The following is an 18,502-nucleotide window of genomic DNA, read 5'->3' as shown; positions in this document are numbered from 1 at the left end:
CTACGGAGAGGACCCTTCTGTCTGATGGATCGTGGTCAGCGCTTCTCGAGCTCTTCGGCCACGAGGAAGGCGAGCTCGAGCGACTGCATGTGGTTGAGACGCGGGTCGCACAGGCTCTCGTAGCGGGTCGCGAGGGCGGCCTCGTCGATGTGCTCGGATCCGCCCAGACACTCGGTGACGTCGTCACCGGTGAGCTCGACGTGGATGCCGCCGGGGAACGTGCCCACGGCCCGGTGTGCCTCGAAGAAGCCGCGGACCTCGTCGACGACGTCATCGAAGCGACGCGTCTTGTACCCCGTGGGCGTCGTGATGCCGTTGCCGTGCATGGGGTCGGTGACCCACAGCGGCTGCGCGCCCGAGTCGCGGACGGCCTCGAGCAGCGGCGGCAGCGCGTCGCGGATCTTGCCCGCGCCCATGCGCGTGATGAACGTCAGACGGCCCGGCTCGCGGTCGGGGTCGAGCTTGTCGATCAGCGCGAGCGCCGTCTCGGGTGACGTGGTCGGACCGAGCTTCACGCCGATGGGGTTGCGGATCTTCGAGAAGTAGTCGACGTGCGCACCGTCGAGCTCGCGCGTGCGCTCCCCGATCCACAGGAAGTGCGCCGAGGTGTTGAACGGCGTGTCCGTACGGGAGTCGATGCGGGTCATCGGGCGCTCGTAGTCCATCAGCAGGCCCTCGTGCCCGGTGAAGAACTCGACGCGGGTGAGCTCGTCGAAGTCGGCGCCGGCCGCCTCCATGAACTTGATGGCCCGGTCGATCTCGGCCGCCATGCGCTCGTAGCGCTGGTTCGCCGGGTTCTGCGCGAAGCCCTTGTTCCACGAGTGCACCTCGCGCAGATCGGCGAAGCCACCCTGCGTGAACGCGCGGATGAGGTTCAGCGTCGACGCGGCCGTGTGGTATCCCTGCAGCAGGCGGCCGGGATCGGCGCGGCGGGACGCCTCGGTGAAGTCGTAGCCGTTCACGATGTCGCCGCGGTAAGCGGGAAGCGTGACATCGCCACGGGTCTCGGTGTCGCTCGACCGCGGCTTGGCGAACTGGCCGGCCATGCGACCCATCTTCACCACGGGCATCGATGCGCCGTACGTCAGCACCACGGCCATCTGCAGGACCGTCTTGATCCTGTTGCGGATCTGGTCGGCGGTGGCACCCGCAAAGGTCTCTGCGCAGTCGCCACCCTGCAGCAGGAACGCCTTGCCGGACGCTGCTCGCGCAAGACGATCGCGAAGGTTGTCGACCTCGCCGGCGAACACCAGGGGCGGGAGCGTCGAGATCTGCGTGGAGACCTCGGAGACACGCTCTGCGTCGAGCCACTGAGGCTGCTGTTTGATCGGGAGCGAGCGCCACGCATCAAGCGCGTCGATGTGGTGCTGGAGCATGTGTCCAGCCTAGTGCTCGTGACGAAGCCGGGATGCCTCAGGAGCGCTGTGTGACGCGGGCCGGGAGCCGGTCCTTCACGGTCGATGCGTACACGTCGTCGTACTGCTGTTCACCCAGTCGCTGGAGGGCGACCATGATCTCGTCCGTGACCGAGCGGAGGATGTAGCGATCGTTCTCCATGCCCGCGTAGCGGGAGAAGTCCAGGGGCTCTCCGATGACGATCCCGACCCGCACCACGCGCGGCAGGCGCTGCCCGATGGGCATAGCGGTGTCGGTGTCGACCATGATCACCGGGATCACCGGGACCTTCGCCTCCATCGCCATCCGGGCGATGCCCGTGCGGCCACGGTAGAGCCGGCCGTCGGGGCTCCGCGTGCCCTCCGGATAGATCCCGAGCAGGTCGCCGCGTCCGAGGACCTGCAGCCCGGTGTTGAGAGAGGCCTCGGACGCCTTGCCGCCGGAGCGGTCGATCGGGATCTGCCCTGTCGCCTTCATGAAGAACTTGGTGGCCCAGCCCTTGATCCCGCGCCCGGTGAAGTAGTCGCTCTTGGCGAGGAACGACATCGGTCGGTCGATCATCAGCGGCAGGAAGATGGAATCGGCGAAGGAGAGGTGGTTGCTGGCGAGGATCGCCGCGCCGTTCGCCGGGATGTTCGCGCGCCCGACCACCCATGGTCGGAATATCGCTTTGACCACGGGACCGATCGCCACGTACTTCATCAGCCAGTAGAACATCGAGGTGAAGTCTAGCGTCGTGCTCGGCATCCGCCACAGCCGCGGTCTCGCGAGACCCGATCGGCGACTGAGTGTCACCTGATTTGCGACCGAGTGTCATGCTCTAGACTCGTGTGCAACCCAGTGCCCGACCGGTACCGAAGGAGCTGCCGTGGTCCAGTTTGAAGTCCCCGCCGTCGTCCCCGCCGACCCAGACGCGAACATCGCCGACCTGCTGGCGAAGCGCGTCCAGGCGACTCCCGATCGCCCCCTCTTCGCAGTGCCCGATGGCGACGGATGGCGCGACATCACCGCAGCCGACTTCGAGACTGCGGTCATCGCGCTGGCCAAGGGCTTCGTCGCCGCGGGCATCCAGCCGGGTGAGAAGGTGGGCTTCCTCGCACGCACGACCTACGAGTGGACTCTCGTCGACTTCGCGCTGTTCTACGCCGGCGCCGTGATGGTCCCGATCTACGAGACCAGCTCTCCGTCGCAGATCCAGTGGATCCTCGAGGATTCCGGTGCCATCGCCCTCGTGGTCGAGTCACCGGAGCACTTCGCTCGGCTCGATGAGGTGCGCGGCGACCTCCCGCTGCTCCGCGAGGTGTGGCAGCTGCACCTCGGAGCGATCGATTCGCTGACCGCCCAGGGCGCATCCGTCACCGATGCCGAGATCGAGCGTCTCCGCAACATCGCCGTCGGTTCTGACATCGCCACCCTCATCTACACCTCGGGGTCGACCGGCCGCCCCAAGGGCTGCGTCCTCACGCACAGCAACTTCGTCGAGCTGTGCCGCAATTCCGCGACGGCACTCGACGCAGTGGTTCAGACACCGGGTTCCTCCACGCTGCTCTTCATCACGACAGCACACGTGTTCGCGCGCTTCATCTCGATCCTCAACATCCACGCCGGCGTGCGCACCGGACACCAGCCCGACACTCGACAGCTGCTGCCGGCGCTCGGGTCGTTCAAGCCGACCTACCTCCTCGCCGTGCCGCGCGTCTTCGAGAAGGTCTACAACTCCGCCGAGCAGAAGGCCGAGGCCGGTGGGAAGGGGAAGATCTTCCGCGCCGCCGCCGACGTCGCCATCCAGCACTCGAAGCTCGTCGAGGAGGGCAAGAGCATCCCGATCGGGACGAAGCTCAAGTTCGCACTCTTCAACAAGCTCGTCTACAGCAAGCTGCGTGAAGCCATGGGCGGCAGAGTCGTCTACGCGGTGTCGGGCTCCGCTCCCCTCGGTTCGCGTCTGGGCCACTTCTTCCACAGCCTCGGCGTCGTGATCCTCGAGGGATACGGTCTCACCGAGACGACTGCTCCGGCGACCGTGAACCTGGCCGACAAGTCGAAGATCGGCACCGTCGGCCCCGCGCTCCCCGGTGTGGGTGTGCGACTCGCGGACGACGGTGAGATCCAGGTCCGCGGCATCAACGTCTTCAAGGAGTACTGGAACAACCCCGAGGCGACCGCAGAGGCGTTCAGCGACGGCGGCTGGTTCCACACGGGCGACATCGGCAGCTTCGACTCCGAGGGCTTCCTGACCATCACCGGTCGCAAGAAGGAGATCATCGTCACGGCCGGCGGAAAGAACGTCGCGCCGGCCGCGCTGGAAGACCCGATCCGCGCGAATCCGATCATCGGACAGGTCGTCGTCGTCGGCGACCAGCGTCCGTTCATCTCCGCGCTCATCACGCTGGATCCCGAGATGCTGCCGACCTGGCTCGGCAACGCCGGCCTCCCGAAGGAGATGTCGCTCGCCGAGGCCGCCACGAACGATGCCGTCCGTGCCGAGATCCAGAAGGCGGTCGATGCCGCCAACGCGCGCGTGTCGCGCGCGGAGTCCATCCGCAAGTTCACCGTTCTCGACAGCGAATGGACCGAGGCCTCCGGTCACCTCACTCCGAAGCTGTCGATCAAGCGCAACGTGATCATGAGCGACTTCGCCGACGAGATCGCTGCCATCTACGACGAACCCGTCTCGACGACCAACGTCGCGATCGGCGGCTGAGGCTCGCGAGACAGCAGAAAGGCCCCGCTCCGGCGGGGCCTTTCTCAGTGTCCGGGGATCAGAACCAGGCGCTCTCTCTGACCTCGCGCATCGCACGCTTGCGGGTCTCGGCATCCAGCCTCGTGAGGTAGAGCTTCCCATCGAGGTGATCGGTCTCGTGCTGGAGCGCCTGCGCCAGCAGACCGCTTCCTTCGAGCACCACCGGCTCGCCGTCGAGGTCGATGCCCTCGACGCGGGCCCACGGGTGTCGCAGGGCGTCGTGCCACAGGCCGGGAACCGACAGGCAGCCCTCCCCCGTGGGCACCGGCTCACCCCGGACCTCGGTCAGGACGGGATTGAGCACGTAACCGATGTCACCGTCGATGTTGTAGCTGAAGGCGCGGAGCGCGACGCCGATCTGCGGAGCCGCGACACCGGCACGGCCAGGCAGCTCGACGGTGTCGATCAGATCGGCGACGAGCGCGCGCACCCCCTCGTCGATACGGTCGATCGGTGCGCAGACGGTGCGAAGCACGGGGTCTCCGAAGACCCGGATCTCACGGACCGCCATCAGGCGCCCTTCGCCCGCAGACCTTCGACGAGCAGCGCAGCCAGCTCCCGTGCCGCCACCCGTGTCTCAGGCTGGAGATTGGCGAAGACGATGGTCCCGCCCCCGGCGATCTGCGAGTCATACGGCATCCGCACCACATGCTTCGCCCTCGTGCCGAAATGCGCTTCGAGCTCGTTGAGGCGCACCAGCGGGGCGCCGGGCGTCGACTGGTTCAGCACCACGACCGCCTCGCGGGCCTGCTCGGCGTACCCGTTGCTCTCGAGCCACGTCAGGGTCTCCGACGCCAGCCGCGCCTCATCGACGCTCAGCCCCGACACGATCACGATCTGATCGGCCAGATCGAGCGTGGCCGACATGACCGAGTGCACGATGCCGGTTCCGGTGTCCGTGAGCACGAGCGAGTAGTAGTGCGCGGCGACGCCTGCCACGTCGCGATAGTCGCTGTCGCTGAACGCCTCGGCGATCCGAGGGTCCGAGTCGGACGCGAGCACGTCGAGGCGGGTGGCATCTCGCGCGACGATCGCAGAGATGTCGTGATACCCCCTGACCTCGTCATGGATGCGGACGAGGTCGCGCACCGACTTGTTGTGGTGCGGCCGCACCACGCGCTCGGCGAGGGTGCCGCGGTCGGGGTTGGCGTCGACCGCGATGACGCGATCGTCCCTGGCGTCGGCGAGGGCCATGCCCAGCAGAGCGGTGATCGTCGTCTTGCCGACTCCGCCCTTCCGCGACAGCACGGGGACGAACCGCGCTCCCCCGACGATCGGAGCGGCGATCCGCGCGCTCAGAGCCTTCCGCTCGCGGGCGCGGCGTCCGTCACCGATGTTGATCCGACGCCCCGAGATGGCGTAGAGGAAGTGACTCCACGCCCCTTCGGGTTCGGGCTTGGTGAGACGGTGCGGATCGAGCAGTCGGTCGGCGGTGAGGAGGTCGGCGCTCTCGCGAGAGGAGTCGCCGAGGTCGTCCAGACGCTTCGACGCGAGCTGCACGTCGGCACGGGTCGATCGAGTCGCGGGTGCCACGGCGTTCCTGGGCTTCTGTGCGTCCATTGCCGAAGTCTCCTTCTTGGCGAGAGATGATGCCGCCGATGCTCTCCTCGAGGTCGGCGCGGCGTCGAAGTCCGCCTTCGCCTTGGCGATGAACGCCGCGGCGGCAGCGGCCTCCTCCGCGGCGACGGCGTCAGCAGGCGCTGCAGCCGGCTTGGCGGACGGAACGGCGCCGGCATCCGTGGCTGATGCAGTCACCGGAGTGCTTTCACGCGTGCGCCGGGGCTCGGGCTGAGCGTCCTGTTCGGTCTCCGACTGCGATTCGGTCGCGGGAGCGACCGCGGGCTCGGGCTCGGGCTCGGGCTCGGGCTCGGGCTCGGGCTCGATTTCACGCTCGACCTCAGACTCAGACTCGACCTCAGATTCAGGCTCGGACTCGACCTCAGGCTCAGGCTCAGGCTCGGGCTCGGGCTCGGGCTCGACCTCAGGCTCAGGCTCGGGCTCGACCTCAGGCTCAACTTCGAGCTCAGGCTCAGGCTCAAGCTCGACTGCGGACTCAGGCTCGACCTCAGACTCAGGCTCTACCGCAGGCTCAGGCTCCGCCTGGGGCTCTGCTTCCGCCTCGACTTCGGGTCGCTGGATCTCTTTCTTCGCGGGCTCCGGCGGCAGCTCGATGATCATCGGCGCCGCACCGAGCGGTGCCGGTGCGATCTCCGCCGCAGCCTTCGCCGCGGCGACGGGCTCGTCGACGATCAGATCCGCGACGACCTCGCCCTCGATGACGCCGTCGTCTTCCAGGTCGTCGTCATCGTCCGTCGGCAACACCACGCTCACCTGCGCGGTGCCGAGGATCCCGATCGCCGAGGTGTCCAACGACGTCGCGTCGTCGAGGACCCCTCTGGACTCATCGTCCGGGTTGTCTGCCACGTTCTTCGGGGTCACTGTGTCACTCCAAGCTTGTGCGGGCCTCGGGTGCGTTGCGTCGAACGCGGCCTCGCCCGCACAAGATTAGTGCGCCGGGCGGATCACGACCAAAAGATCGCCGGCCTCGACCTGTTGCGTCGCACCGATCGCGAGGCGCTCGACCACACCGTCGACGGGGGCCGTGATGGCGGCCTCCATCTTCATCGCCTCGATGGATGCGACCGGTTCACCGGCGCGCACCGAGTCGCCGACCTCCGATTTGAGCGTCACGACGCCCGAGAACGGTGCGGCCACCTGACCGGGCACCGAGGTGTCGGCCTTCTCGATCTCGTGCACGTCCACTGCCACCGATCTGTCGCGCACGAACACCGGTCGCAGCTGACCGTTGAGCGTCGTCATGACGGTGCGCATGCCCTTGTCGTCCGCATCGCCGATGGCTTCGAGCCCCACGTACAGCTGGACGCCGCGATCGATCTCGACGACGTGCTCCTGCCCCTGGACGAGACCGTAGAGGTAGTCGGCCGTGTCGAGCACCGAGAGATCGCCGAACACGTCGCGTCGCTCGGTGAACTCGCGCATCGGCGCGGGGAACAGCAGCGTGTTCAGTCTCGCCCGACGGGTCGCACCGTCACCTGCGAGGGCCGCCTCATCGTCGGCCGAGATCTCCGTCATGCCTGTGCGCACCGACCGTCCCGCCAGAACCTTGGTGCGGAAGGGCTCGGGCCATCCGCCCGGGAGGTCGCCGAGTTCACCCGCCATGAACCCGACGACGGAGTCGGGCACGTCGTACTTCTCGGGATTCGCCTCGAAATCGGCGGGGTCCGCCTTCACCGCTGCCAGGTGCAGCGCGAGATCGCCGACCACCTTCGACGAGGGGGTCACCTTGGGAACCCGGCCGAGGATCCGATCGGCGGCGGCGTACATGTCCTCGATCAGCTCGAAGTCCTCTGCGAGGCCGAGCGCCTTCGCCTGCTGACGCAGGTTCGACAGCTGGCCGCCCGGGATCTCGTGGTGGTAGACCCGGCCTGTGGGGCCCGGAAGTCCGGATTCGAACGGCGCGTACATCCGGCGGACCGCCTCCCAGTACGGCTCGAGGTTCGAGACGCTGTCGAGAGAGATGCCGCTGTCCCGATCCGTGTGCGCGAGCGCGGCGACGAGAGATGAGAGCGAGGGCTGGCTGGTCGTGCCGGAAAGCGGAGCGGATGCCGCGTCGACCGCATCCACACCCGCCGCGCTGGCGGCGAGCAGGGTGGCGAGCTGTCCGCCGGGGGTGTCGTGCGTGTGCAGATGCACGGGCAGATCGAAGCGCTCGCGCAGCGCGGTGACGAGTTTCGCCGCCGCCGCAGGACGCAGAAGGCCCGCCATGTCCTTGATCGCCAGGATGTGCGCGCCGGCCCCGACGATCTGCTCGGCGAGATTCAGGTAGTAGTCGAGGGTGTACAGGTCCTCGGCCGGGTTCAGCAAGTCGCCGGTGTAGCAGAGCGCCACCTCGGCTATGGCCGTACCCGTGTTCCGCACCGCGTCGATCGCTGGGCGCATCTGCTCGATGTCGTTGAGGGCATCGAAGATACGGAAGATGTCGACCCCGCTCGCCGCCGCCTCCTTCACGAACGCTTCGGTGACCGCCGTCGGGTAGGGCGTGTAGCCCACGGTGTTGCGTCCCCGGAGAAGCATCTGGATCGCGACGTTCGGAAGGGCGGCCCGCAGCTTGTCGAGACGCTCCCAGGGGTCTTCGCCCAGGAAGCGCAGAGCGACGTCGTAGGTGGCACCTCCCCAGGCCTCGACCGAGAACAGCTCCGGCGTCAGCCTGGCGATGTGCGGTGCGACCGCGACGAGATCCCTCGTGCGCACCCGGGTGGCCAGGAGCGACTGGTGCGCATCACGGAAGGTCGTGTCCGTGATGGCGAGGGCACTCTGCGCGCGGAGGCTCTTCGCGAAGCCCTCCGGTCCCAACTCGAGCAGGCGCTGCCGTGAACCGGATGCCGGGGTGGCGGACAGGTCCACGGCCGGAAGCTTGGCCCGCGGATCCAACGAGCCGGGGTGGATGCCGTGGGGCTTGTTGACCGTCACGTCCACCAGCCAGTTCAGGATCCGGGTACCGCGATCCTTCGACTCGCGTCCGCGCAGCAGGTCGGGACGCTCGTCGATGAAGGACGTGCTCACGTCGCCGGCGATGAACGCGTCATCCTCGAGCAGCGCCTGCAGGAACGGGATGTTCGTCGAGACGCCGCGGATGCGGAACTCCGCCAGCGCGCGCCGCGCGCGCGCCACCGCAGCAGGGTAGTCGCGACCACGGCAGGTCAGCTTCGCGAGCATCGAGTCGAAGTGCGGGCTGATCTGCGCGCCCTGATGGACGGTGCCGCCGTCGAGCCGGATCCCTGCGCCACCCGGTGAGCGGTATGTGGTGATCTTGCCGGTGTCCGGACGGAACCCCTGAGTGGGATCCTCCGTCGTGATGCGGCACTGCAGCGCAGCTCCCCGCACATGGAGATCCTTCTGCTCGAGGCCGAGCTCCGCGAGCGTCTGTCCGGCCGCGATGCGCATCTGGCTCTGCACGAGATCGACGTCGGTCACCTCCTCGGTGACCGTGTGCTCGACCTGGATGCGCGGATTCATCTCGATGAAGACGACCTCGCCGGTGCGCTCCCCCGCCGTCTCGAGCAGGAACTCGACCGTTCCCGCGTTCTCGTATCCGATGGAACGGGCGAACGCGACGGCGTAGCCGTGCAGCGCGGTGCGGATGCCGTCGTCGAGGTTCGGCGCCGGGGCGATCTCCACCACCTTCTGGTGACGGCGCTGCACGGAGCAGTCCCGCTCGAAGAGGTGCACGGTCTCGCCCGTCTTGTCGGCGAGGACCTGCACTTCGATGTGCCGAGGACGAAGGACCGCCTGCTCGAGGAACATCCTCGGATCGCCGAACGCGCTGGCGGCCTCGCGCATGGCCTCTGCGAGTGCCGGAGCGAGCTCACCTGCGGACTCGACGCGTCGCATGCCGCGTCCGCCACCGCCGGCGACGGCCTTCGCGAACAGCGGGAAGCCGATCTCGGCGGCCTGGGCGACGAGTGCATCGATGTCATCGGACGCCTCCGTCGAACGGAGCACCGGAACGCCGGCCTCGATGGCATGACGCTTGGCCTCGACCTTGTTGCCCGCCATCTCGAGGACCTTCGCAGGGGGCCCGATGAAGACGATGCCGTTGGCGGCGGCCTTCTCGGCCAGCTCCGGGTTCTCCGAGAGGAAGCCGTATCCGGGGTAGATCGCATCTGCCCCGGCATCCTTCGCGACGCGGATGATCTCATCGACGTCGAGGTAGGCGCGCACCGGATGACCGCGTTCGCCGATCTCGTAGGCCTCGTCGGCCTTGAGCCGATGGACCGAACCACGGTCCTCGTGCGGGAACACCGCCACAGTCCTGGCCCCGACTTCGAAAGCCGCACGGAAGGCACGGATCGCGATCTCGCCGCGGTTCGCCACAAGGATCTTCTGGAACATGCACACCTCTGGAAGCTCGATACGCATCGGGATACGGCGCGCATGGGGCGGGGCTGAGTGTGCACCCAGCCTAGGGGAAGGTAACGTGGTGTTCGTGCACGTACTCAGCGTCAGCTCTCTCAAGGGAGGCGTCGGCAAGACGACCGTGACACTCGGCCTGGCCTCAGCAGCCTTCGCCCGTGGTGTCCGAACGCTCGTCGTCGACCTCGACCCACAGTCCGATGTGTCCACCGGGATGGACATCCAGGTGGCAGGTCGGCTCAACATCGCCGATGTCCTGGCGAACCCGAAGGAGAAGGTCGTCCGTCAGGCGATCACCTCGAGCGGCTGGGCGAAGGTGCACCCCGGGACCATCGACGTGCTGATCGGCAGTCCGTCCGCGATCAACTTCGACGGCCCGCACCCGAGCGTGCGCGACGTCTGGAAGCTCGAAGAGGCGCTCGCTGCCGTCGAGGCCGATTACGACCTCGTCCTCATCGACTGCGCCCCGTCGCTGAACGCCCTCACCCGCACCGCGTGGGCAGCGAGCGATCGGGTGATGGTCGTCACAGAGCCCGGGCTCTTCTCCGTGGCTGCGGCCGACCGCGCGCTGCGCGCGATCGAAGAGATCCGTCGCGGCCTCTCCCCCCGACTCCAGCCTCTCGGCATCGTCGTGAACCGGGTGCGCCCCCAGTCGATCGAGCATCAGTTCCGCATCAAGGAGCTGCGCGACATGTTCGGTCCGCTCGTGCTCTCCCCCCAGCTTCCCGAGCGCACCTCGCTGCAGCAGGCTCAGGGAGCAGCCAAGCCGCTCCACATCTGGCCGGGCGACTCGGCCCAGGAGCTCGCTTCCGACTTCGATCAGCTGCTCGACCGGATCATCCGCACCGGCCGGATCCAGGTCGCCGACTCGGGCGTGCAGGCCTGACTCACCCCGGACAGCAGAACGGCCATCCTCTCGCGAGGGTGGCCGTTTCTTCGTGTCGCGCGACTCTGCTCGCGGGACTTCGGTGGCGAATGCTCAGGCGGAACGCTTCGAGCGCCGTGCCGACAGCTCGTCGACCGGGTCGGGCACTGTCGCATCGAACTCGACGAGCGTCGACTCGACCTCGCGGAGGACCTTGCCCACAGCGATGCCGAACACTCCCTGACCGCGACTGACCAGGTCGATGACCTCGTCGTTCGAGGTGCACAGGTAGACGGAGGCTCCGTCGCTCATCAGCGTCGTTCCTGCGAGATCGCGGATGCCGGCGCGGCGGAGTTCATCGACCGCCGTGCGGATCTGCTGCAGCGAGATGCCGGTGTCGAGAAGGCTCTTCACGAGCTTGAGCACGAGGATGTCGCGGAAGCCGTAGAGACGCTGCGACCCGGAACCGCTGGCGCCGCGCACCGTGGGCTCCACCAGCTCGGTGCGAGCCCAGTAGTCCAGCTGCCGGTAGGTGATGCCGGCCGCCCGCGCCGCTACCGCACCGCGGTAGCCGACCTCATCGTCCATCGCCGGCAGACCGTCGGTGAAGAGGAGTTCCGGCACGAACCGCGGGTCGCCTGCACGCTCATCCGCATTCATTTGAAATCCTCCCTGGAGCTGTTACCTCCACGCTAGAGCAGGCCTCCGGCACCGGCAATGACATCCGTGGGACACCGAAGGTGTGTCGCAATCAGTTCGTTACGAAAGCAACCTGGTGAGCGCGTCCTTGACGAAGAGCGAGCGCACCTCGTCGATCTTCGAGGCGAGGCTCGGTGCCATCTCACTCGCCTTCGCCCTCGACGCGGCGTCCGTACGACGCAGCAGAGAGGACATCGCAGACTCGATCAGCGCGACCTCTCGCTCGGCACCCTGCCTCAGCGAGCGCAGGTGGCGGGGCTCGATACCGTGGCGATCGAGGGCGACCAGGCCGCGAAGCAGCGTGACGGTCGACTCGGGGTAGCTCTCCTGCGCGACGATCACGCCGGTGCTGATCGCGTCGTTTAGAAGCTGGGGGCCCGCGCCTGCTGCCGACAGCAGCTCTCCTCGGCGGTAGCGCCGGGGAGTGGGCGTGATCGAGGGCGGCGGAGCCAGGGTCGCGGATTCACCGTTCGCCTCTGCCTCGTCGAGCTGCTCGCGGATGATACTGAGCGGCAGGTAGTGGTCGCGCTGCAGCGTGAGACCGAGACGCAGCCGCTCGATGTCGGCCTGCGAGAACTTGCGGTAGCCGGACTCCGTGCGCGACGGGCTGACGATCCCCTGCACCTCGAGGAAGCGGAGCTTGCTGGAGGTGAGCTCGGGAAACTCGGGCGTGAGCCGGGCCAGCACCTGCCCGATGCTCAGAAGGCCCGCGGACGCTGAGCGTTCGCGGGCGGGGGAAGCCGCCATCAGTCGATCGCCGCGACGCGATCGACGGGAGAGGCGAAGAAGTTCAACCGGAACTTGCCGACGCGAAGCTCGGTGCCGTCGACCAGCGGACTGCGGTCGACGCGCTCACCGTTCACATACGTGCCGTTGAGCGAACGCTGGTCGATGATCTCGAACGTCGATCCGTTGCGAGTCACTTCCGCATGGCGACGCGAGACGGTCACATCATCGAAGAAGATGTCGGCTTCGGGGTGGCGGCCCACGGTCGTCACATCGGTGTCGAGAAGGTAGCGGGCCCCCGCGAGAGCTCCGGAGCGCACGAGAAGCAGTGCGGAACCGGAGGGAAGGGCCGCGATGGCGCCCTGCTCCACGTCGGTGAGCTCCACGCCGAAAGGCACGAAGGAGAGGTCCGAGTCATGCCCGAACGTCTGCGTCACGTCGTGCCTCTGCTCGCCGGGACGGTGGATCGCGGCGTCTCCGCCCGATCGATTCTGGCTGTCTGTCACTATGCCCTCCTAGTCCTCCAGACTAACTGATCGGACGGCGCTCGCGGGAGCTCGCGTCACTATCAGGCACCGCATACCGACACTTCTTAGGCTGAGCACGTGAAAACCACAGCCCGTCGCCTCCCCGCAGCTCCGATCGCCCTTGCGGCCGCCCTCCTGACCGCATTCCTCGTGCTGTTCGCACCTCTCTCCGCCTCGGCCCACGACAGCCTGCTCGCCTCCTCCCCCGAGGCCGACAGCACGGTCGACACGCTTCCCACCGAATTGACGCTCACCTTCAGCGCGAAGCTCATCGACGAGACCGGCGCGACCGAGGTCGTCGTGACGGATCCGTCCGGCAACTCGGTCACCGACGGAACCGCCACGGTCGAGGGGGCGATCGTCACTCAGCCGCTCGCCGCCGAGGCCCCAGCCGGCGGCTATCACGTGATCTGGAAGGTCGTGTCGAGCGACGGCCATCCGACCTCGGGAGAGTTCGACTTCACGGTCACGAACAGCACGGAGGCCGCGCCCACCTCGGAGCCCGGCTCCGAGCCCACTGCCAGTGCCACCGCAGCACCCGAGCCGGCTGCGACCGCGGGCCCCGGGACGGACGCCACCCCGGCCCCCGAGAGCGAGGACTCAGCGGCGCCGATGACGACGATCTGGGTGCTCTCGGTCGTCGGCGTCCTCGTGATCGTCGGCATCGTCGTCTGGCTCGTCGTCCGCGGTCGCCGCGACCCGGCATCCGCCGATTCCGACCTCCCCTCGGGGCGATAGGCTTAAGGCATGCCACATTACGATGTCGTCATCCTCGGTGCAGGTCCTGGCGGATACGTCGCTGCGGTTCGCAGCGCGCAGCTCGGTCTGTCCACCGCCATCATCGAAGAGAAGTACTGGGGCGGTGTGTGCCTCAACGTGGGCTGCATCCCCTCCAAGGCTCTTCTGAAGAACGCGGAGCTCGCGCACACGCTCAACCACAAGGCCGACTTCTTCGGCATCTCGGGTGAGTTCACGATCGACTACGGCAAGGCGTTCGACCGCAGCCGCGTCGTCGCCGACGGTCGCGTCAAGGGCATCCACTTCCTGATGAAGAAGAACAAGGTGACCGAGTACGACGGTCGCGGCACCTTCACGGGCCCGAAGGCGATCTCGGTCGCGAAGTCCGACGGCTCGACCGAAGAGGTCACCTTCGACAACGCGATCATCGCCACGGGCTCGAAGGTCCGACTTCTTCCGGGCGTCCAGCTCAGCGACAACGTCGTGACGTACGAAGAGCAGATCCTCTCGCGCGAGCTGCCGAAGTCCATCGTCATCGTGGGCGCCGGCGCCATCGGCATGGAGTTCGCGTATGTGATGACGAACTACGGCGTCAAGGTCACCATCATCGAGTTCCTCGACCGTGCCCTCCCCAACGAGGATGCCGACGTGTCGAAGGAGATCGCCAAGCAGTACAAGAACTACGGCGTCGACATCCTGACCTCCACCAAGGTCGAGTCCGTCGTGGACAACGGCTCGTCCGTCACCGTCTCCTACACCGGCAAGGACGGTCAGCAGAGTTCGATCGAGGCCGACAAGGTGCTCATGTCGGTCGGCTTCGCCCCCAACATCGAAGGCTTCGGTCTCGAGGCCACCGGCGTGAAGCTCACCGAGCGCGGCGCGATCGACATCGACGACCACATGCGCACGAACGTCGAGGGCATCTACGCGATCGGCGACGTCACCGCCAAGCTGCAGCTGGCCCATGTGGCCGAGGCGCAGGGGGTCGTGGCCGCAGAGACCATCGGCGGCGCGGAGACGCAGACGCTGGGCGACTACCGCATGATGCCGCGCGCGACGTTCTGCTCGCCGCAGGTCGCCTCGTTCGGCCTCACCGAGCAGCAGGCGAAGGACGAGGGACGCGAGATCAAGGTCGCGACGTTCCCGTTCATGGCCAACGGCAAGGCGCACGGACTCGGCGAGCCCGTCGGATTCGTCAAGCTGATCGCCGATGCCGAGCACCTCGAGCTCATCGGCGCCCACATGATCGGCCCCGACGTGTCGGAACTCCTGCCCGAGCTGACGCTGGCCCAGAAGTGGGACCTCACGGCCCTCGAGCTGGCTCGCAACGTGCACACGCACCCGACGCTCTCGGAGGCGCTGCAGGAGGGCTTCCACGGCCTCGCAGGTCACATGATCAACTTCTGATCACCGCGATCGACTCGAAGGCCCGGCACGCTCACGCGTGGCCGGGCCTTCGTGCGTCATGAGACCGCGTCGGCTCGCCTGCGCAGCTCCAGCCGCGAGGGGAGTCCGAAGTGCACGGTCCACCCGGACGGCACGAGCGCGGCGAGTTCTCCCCTCGTGTACGAGCGACGGATGCTGATGAGGCCGTCCTCTCGGATGAACGAGCCCCGGAACAGCGTGCCCGCGAGGATCCACGTCGCGACGTCGTACAGCACGTAGGCGAGTCGAGTGCGGGCGATGTCGCGGTGCACCACGACACCGCCGCTGCCGACGAGCGCCTCGGAGTCCCGCAGCAGGCCGTCGAGCTCCGCCCCGGTGAGGTGGTGCAGCACGTGATTCGAGAAGACCACGTCGAACTGCTCGCCCTCCGCCACGAGGTCTGACGAGAAGGCGCAGCGATATGCGATGCCGGCTCCTCCATCGTGCTCCGCCGCCCAGCGGATCGCCCGCTCGTCGGCGTCCAGCGCCGTGATCTCCACCTCGAGACCCGCTCGCCGCGCTCGCGCCGCGATCATCCGGCATACGTCTCCGCCACCCGCGCCGATGTCGAGGATGCGGATCGGGCCACGGCGGGCGCGCGGCAGGATGTCCTGGCGATAGAGCAGTCGGGGTCGGGAGACGAGCGCGTTCACGAGACGGAAGCGCCGGTAGGTGCGCTCCAGCATCCCGATGTCCGCATGCGGGTCGTCCATGAGCTCGCGCGCCTCGGTGGCGCGTGTCGAGAGGTCGTGTCTCACGAGATGCCGGTGGTGACCGTCATCAGTGCGCTCTCGGCGGTCAGCCCAGGGCCGAAGGCCATCGCGGCGACGCGCGACCCGTCCCCCGCGCCGTCGTCGAGGATCCGCTTGATGACGAAGAGCACAGTGGCGCTCGACATGTTGCCGTTCTCGCGCAGCGTCTCCCGGGCCGGGAAGAGCTGATCGTCGCTGAGATTCAGTCGCTCCTGCACGCGGTCGAGGATGCTGCGTCCACCGGGGTGGATGGCCCAGTGCTCCACCCGCTCCCCCACACGCCCCTCGTCGAACGCGGCTGCGAGCTCGCCCTCGCGCGCGTACAGCGGACGGATCGCACCGATGATGGTCTCCCCGATGATCTGCGGCACCTTCGTCGACAGGATCATCTCGAAGCCGTGGTCGCCGATGGTCCAGGCCATGTCCTTCTCGCCCTCCGCGGCTATCGCCGTGTGGAAGCCGTCGAGACGCACCGCAGGAACAGGAGTGGCGAGGTCGCGTGCGGTGACGATGCCGGCGGCCGCCCCGTCGGCGAAGAGCGAGTTGGCGACGATGAGATCCGGGTCCTCCGACGAGCGAAGGTGCACGGTGCACAGCTCGACGCTGACCACGAGCACCACGGCCGTGGGGTCGGCTGCGCAGAACTGGCTCGCCGCACGGAGCGCCGGCAGCGAGGCGTAGCAGCCCATGAATCCGAGGTGATAACGCTGCACGCTGTCGGACAGCCCCAGCCCGCGCACGATCTCGTACTCGGGGCCCGGCGCGTGGAAGCCCGTGCAGGATGCGGTGATGACGTGCGTGACGTCTGCGGCGACGATGTCGGGGTCTGCGTCCAAGGCGCTGCGCGCCACCTCCACGAAGAGACGCGACGCCTCGCGCGTATAGAGGTCGTTGCGGGCTGCGGTGCCCGGCGACTGCAGGCGGCCCGTCTCACGGTCGAAGAACATCTTGTCGTCCGTGCCGGCCGCGGGCGAGAGCTCTCGGATGACGGTGTGGCGGGTGTCGATGCCCGAGCCGTTGAACGACGCCCCGATGATCCGCTGGGCGAGGCGTCCGACATCGGGCTGCGAGGCGAAGATGTCGCGCACCTCGTGCTGCTCGATGACGGTGTCGGGAACGATCGTCCGCAATGAGCGGAGCACGGCAGCGCGGGTCATGTCTGTCACTCAAGCATGACCGCGCGCCAGCACGGAAGGGGCTTGCATCAGGCGTCAGAAACCCAGAGCACGCGCGAGCTTCGAGCCGGATGACGCGTCGCGACCCCCGGCATCGGAGACGACCCGCTCCACGGCGTCGAAGAGGGCTGCTCGCCCCGCCGCATCGGCAGGCGCGGCGGGGCCGAGCTCGAACTCCCACTCCCGCCATTCCCGCTGCACGTCGTGTCGGAGATCGGTCGCGCGAACGCGGTCATCGACGAACTCGGCGACGACTCCGGCCGTCCCGGTGAGCAGGTACGCCGTGCGGGTGTTCTCGATCCGCGCGAGGGGTGCGAGCGGCGCCGTCGCCCATCGCGAGATGGTCTCGGTCACGGCATCCGGGATGCTGTCGTCTTCGCCCAGGGGCCAGCCGATCTCGAGGCGACCGTCACCTTCTCGCGGTCCCTTGATGTGCCATCCGGCATCGGGGCCGCCGGTGCGGCGACGAAGGGCTACCCCTGCACGGGAGAGCCGAGCATCGACGGTGTCGAAGTAGCGAGCGTCGAGCTCGCGCACCTCTCCGGACGACACGGCATCCACTCCGGGGATCCCCACCCACACCGGAAGGGGCGTGGAGTCATCGACGTCGTACTTGCGCTCGACCTCGACGACCCTGGAGGGCTCGGAGCCAGACGGCGACTCGCTGGGGTGCTCAGTCATCCGACGGGCTGATGTCCTCGAGGGATTCGTCGTACCAGTAATCGATCTCGGTGGGACCGTCGGTGTCGCCGGTGTTCTGCGCGTCACCGCGCCGGTTGTACACCACCTGGGTCTCGCTGTAGGGGACGATCAGCTTGTCGTCCGCGTCGCCGAGAGGAATGATCTGCCCGTCGAGCGGGCCGCCGTGAAGTCGTGCGAGTGCCATGTCCTCACCCTATCGCCGACGGCACCCTGCACGGCGCCTCACCCCATCAGGATGCCGAGGAGCGCGCCGATGATCATCCACGGTCCGAAGGCGATCCGCGTGGAGCCGTCCGCCCTGCGGAGCATCATCAGCGAGAGGGAGAACACGGCGCCGAGCACGAAGGCGGATGCTGCTCCCACGGCGAGCGCCTGCCAGCTGTGCCATCCGAGGACCAGACCGATGACGGCGGCGAGCTTGACATCGCCTCCGCCCATGCCGTCCCGGCTGAGCAGACGGAGCGTCGCGTAGAAGCCGCCGAGGATCAGCAACCCGGATACGGCCCTGACCAATGGGGCGCTCTGGCCGACCGTGATGGCGTCGACGACTCCGAGCACGATGAGCGCCGCGAGGGTGGGGAGCACGATCCGGTTCGGCAGCCGATGCGTGCGGATGTCGACGGCGACGAGTCGGCAGGCGATCGCGAACAGGGCCAGATGAACGGTCACGACGGCCACAGTACGGAGATCCATGCCCGCAGGTTAGGAGAACTCGGACGGCGGCGATGACCGCGTGTGGATAACGTCACGCCGCGATGTCGGAGGTTCGAACTATCGTCATCTACTCCAGTTGCTTTATTAGTACATATCTTCGAGGATGGATT

General features: G+C 67.6%; 17 protein-coding genes. 4 read left to right on the top strand and 13 right to left on the bottom strand.

Going from position 1 to position 18,502, the window contains the following annotated elements; genetic code table 11:
- Nucleotides 1-35 precede the first annotated feature (35 nt).
- On the bottom strand, nt 36-1,376 hold the full coding sequence (locus LQZ85_RS06925; RefSeq protein WP_056278966.1) for a class II 3-deoxy-7-phosphoheptulonate synthase: 1,341 nt from the start codon (nt 1,374-1,376) through the stop codon (nt 36-38).
- Nucleotides 1,377-1,413: 37 nt separating this feature from the next.
- Complete coding sequence (locus tag LQZ85_RS06920; RefSeq protein ID WP_053099163.1) at nt 1,414-2,112, bottom strand: lysophospholipid acyltransferase family protein; 699 nt, start codon at nt 2,110-2,112, stop codon at nt 1,414-1,416.
- Nucleotides 2,113-2,263: 151 nt separating this feature from the next.
- Between LQZ85_RS06920 and LQZ85_RS06915 the strand changes: the two genes are divergently transcribed.
- Nucleotides 2,264-4,096, top strand: a complete 1,833-nt coding sequence (locus LQZ85_RS06915) for an AMP-dependent synthetase/ligase (protein WP_056278967.1) — start codon at nt 2,264-2,266, stop codon at nt 4,094-4,096.
- A 58-nt stretch (nt 4,097-4,154) separates the two neighbouring features.
- Here the strand turns inward: LQZ85_RS06915 and def are convergent, their stop codons facing one another.
- The 3 genes from def to LQZ85_RS06900 form a co-directional block, all read right to left on the bottom strand.
- Nucleotides 4,155-4,646: a peptide deformylase gene (def, locus tag LQZ85_RS06910; RefSeq protein WP_072591465.1), complete on the bottom strand. Its 492-nt coding sequence runs from the start codon at nt 4,644-4,646 to the stop codon at nt 4,155-4,157.
- Entirely contained in the window at nt 4,646-6,574 is a 1,929-nt protein-coding gene (locus LQZ85_RS06905; protein WP_230100710.1) for a MinD/ParA family protein, read from the bottom strand. Before LQZ85_RS06905 ends, def begins: the two co-directional genes overlap by 1 nt.
- 66 nt (nt 6,575-6,640) lie before the next feature.
- Nucleotides 6,641-10,048: a pyruvate carboxylase gene (locus LQZ85_RS06900; RefSeq protein ID WP_230100709.1), complete on the bottom strand. Its 3,408-nt coding sequence runs from the start codon at nt 10,046-10,048 to the stop codon at nt 6,641-6,643.
- A gap of 94 nt (nt 10,049-10,142) precedes the next feature.
- Between LQZ85_RS06900 and LQZ85_RS06895 the strand changes: the two genes are divergently transcribed.
- Nucleotides 10,143-10,955, top strand: coding sequence for a ParA family protein (locus LQZ85_RS06895; RefSeq protein ID WP_053099164.1), 813 nt, complete (start codon nt 10,143-10,145; stop codon nt 10,953-10,955).
- A gap of 93 nt (nt 10,956-11,048) precedes the next feature.
- On the opposite strand, the gene LQZ85_RS06890 is transcribed toward LQZ85_RS06895, so the two are convergent.
- The 3 genes from LQZ85_RS06890 to LQZ85_RS06880 form a co-directional block, all read right to left on the bottom strand.
- Nucleotides 11,049-11,594 (bottom strand): MerR family transcriptional regulator, encoded by a 546-nt coding sequence (locus tag LQZ85_RS06890; protein ID WP_053096796.1) that lies wholly within the window; start codon nt 11,592-11,594, stop codon nt 11,049-11,051.
- A gap of 99 nt (nt 11,595-11,693) precedes the next feature.
- Nucleotides 11,694-12,380, bottom strand: coding sequence for a MerR family transcriptional regulator (locus tag LQZ85_RS06885; protein ID WP_187249830.1), 687 nt, complete (start codon nt 12,378-12,380; stop codon nt 11,694-11,696).
- The gene (locus tag LQZ85_RS06880; RefSeq protein WP_150115087.1) at nt 12,380-12,865 is read right to left on the bottom strand and encodes an FHA domain-containing protein; all 486 of its coding nucleotides are present in this window, start codon (nt 12,863-12,865) and stop codon (nt 12,380-12,382) included. The genes LQZ85_RS06885 and LQZ85_RS06880 overlap by 1 nt, the downstream gene beginning before the upstream one ends.
- A gap of 99 nt (nt 12,866-12,964) precedes the next feature.
- Between LQZ85_RS06880 and LQZ85_RS06875 the strand changes: the two genes are divergently transcribed.
- Together LQZ85_RS06875 and lpdA are read left to right on the top strand one after the other, a co-directional pair.
- Complete coding sequence (locus LQZ85_RS06875) at nt 12,965-13,624, top strand: copper resistance CopC family protein (RefSeq protein ID WP_230100708.1); 660 nt, start codon at nt 12,965-12,967, stop codon at nt 13,622-13,624.
- Nucleotides 13,625-13,633: 9 nt separating this feature from the next.
- The gene (gene lpdA / locus LQZ85_RS06870; RefSeq protein ID WP_053096802.1) at nt 13,634-15,031 is read left to right on the top strand and encodes a dihydrolipoyl dehydrogenase; all 1,398 of its coding nucleotides are present in this window, start codon (nt 13,634-13,636) and stop codon (nt 15,029-15,031) included.
- Between the two features lie 56 nt (nt 15,032-15,087).
- Here the strand turns inward: lpdA and LQZ85_RS06865 are convergent, their stop codons facing one another.
- Genes LQZ85_RS06865 through LQZ85_RS06845 form a run of 5 tightly spaced genes read right to left on the bottom strand, consistent with a single transcriptional unit; the run spans nt 15,088 to nt 18,371 of the window.
- Nucleotides 15,088-15,807, bottom strand: coding sequence for a methyltransferase domain-containing protein (locus tag LQZ85_RS06865; protein ID WP_230100707.1), 720 nt, complete (start codon nt 15,805-15,807; stop codon nt 15,088-15,090).
- Complete coding sequence (locus tag LQZ85_RS06860) at nt 15,804-16,958, bottom strand: type III polyketide synthase (RefSeq protein WP_230100706.1); 1,155 nt, start codon at nt 16,956-16,958, stop codon at nt 15,804-15,806. The genes LQZ85_RS06865 and LQZ85_RS06860 overlap by 4 nt, the downstream gene beginning before the upstream one ends.
- 54 nt (nt 16,959-17,012) lie before the next feature.
- Entirely contained in the window at nt 17,013-17,657 is a 645-nt protein-coding gene (locus LQZ85_RS06855; protein ID WP_230100705.1) for a CYTH domain-containing protein, read from the bottom strand.
- A complete protein-coding gene (locus tag LQZ85_RS06850) occupies nt 17,650-17,862 on the bottom strand; it encodes a hypothetical protein (RefSeq protein WP_042538484.1) in 213 nt (70 codons plus the stop codon). Before LQZ85_RS06850 ends, LQZ85_RS06855 begins: the two co-directional genes overlap by 8 nt.
- A gap of 38 nt (nt 17,863-17,900) precedes the next feature.
- A complete protein-coding gene (locus tag LQZ85_RS06845) occupies nt 17,901-18,371 on the bottom strand; it encodes an A24 family peptidase (protein ID WP_230100704.1) in 471 nt (156 codons plus the stop codon).
- Between the last annotated feature and the right edge of the window lie 131 nt (nt 18,372-18,502).

Origin of the sequence: Microbacterium sp. Bi98, assembly GCF_918698045.1 — a bacterium.
Lineage (GTDB): Bacteria > Actinomycetota > Actinomycetes > Actinomycetales > Microbacteriaceae > Microbacterium.
The sequence above is the reverse complement of the archived record's forward strand: the minus strand, read 5'-3'. Positions and strand labels throughout refer to the sequence as shown.

What these genes read in the sequence shown, in the direction of transcription:
- LQZ85_RS06925 (WP_056278966.1), bottom strand. Translation starts at nt 1,376, where the DNA reads ATGCTCCAGCACCACATCGACGCGCTTGATGCGTGGCGCTCGCTCCCG.
- LQZ85_RS06920 (WP_053099163.1), bottom strand. Translation starts at nt 2,112, where the DNA reads ATGTTCTACTGGCTGATGAAGTACGTGGCGATCGGTCCCGTGGTCAAA.
- def (WP_072591465.1), bottom strand. Translation starts at nt 4,646, where the DNA reads ATGGCGGTCCGTGAGATCCGGGTCTTCGGAGACCCCGTGCTTCGCACC.
- LQZ85_RS06900 (WP_230100709.1), bottom strand. Translation starts at nt 10,048, where the DNA reads ATGTTCCAGAAGATCCTTGTGGCGAACCGCGGCGAGATCGCGATCCGT.
- LQZ85_RS06890 (WP_053096796.1), bottom strand. Translation starts at nt 11,594, where the DNA reads ATGAATGCGGATGAGCGTGCAGGCGACCCGCGGTTCGTGCCGGAACTC.
- LQZ85_RS06885 (WP_187249830.1), bottom strand. Translation starts at nt 12,380, where the DNA reads ATGGCGGCTTCCCCCGCCCGCGAACGCTCAGCGTCCGCGGGCCTTCTG.
- lpdA (WP_053096802.1), top strand. Translation starts at nt 13,634, where the DNA reads ATGCCACATTACGATGTCGTCATCCTCGGTGCAGGTCCTGGCGGATAC.
- LQZ85_RS06860 (WP_230100706.1), bottom strand. Translation starts at nt 16,958, where the DNA reads ATGACCCGCGCTGCCGTGCTCCGCTCATTGCGGACGATCGTTCCCGAC.
- LQZ85_RS06855 (WP_230100705.1), bottom strand. Translation starts at nt 17,657, where the DNA reads ATGACTGAGCACCCCAGCGAGTCGCCGTCTGGCTCCGAGCCCTCCAGG.
- LQZ85_RS06850 (WP_042538484.1), bottom strand. Translation starts at nt 17,862, where the DNA reads ATGGCACTCGCACGACTTCACGGCGGCCCGCTCGACGGGCAGATCATT.
- LQZ85_RS06845 (WP_230100704.1), bottom strand. Translation starts at nt 18,371, where the DNA reads ATGGATCTCCGTACTGTGGCCGTCGTGACCGTTCATCTGGCCCTGTTC.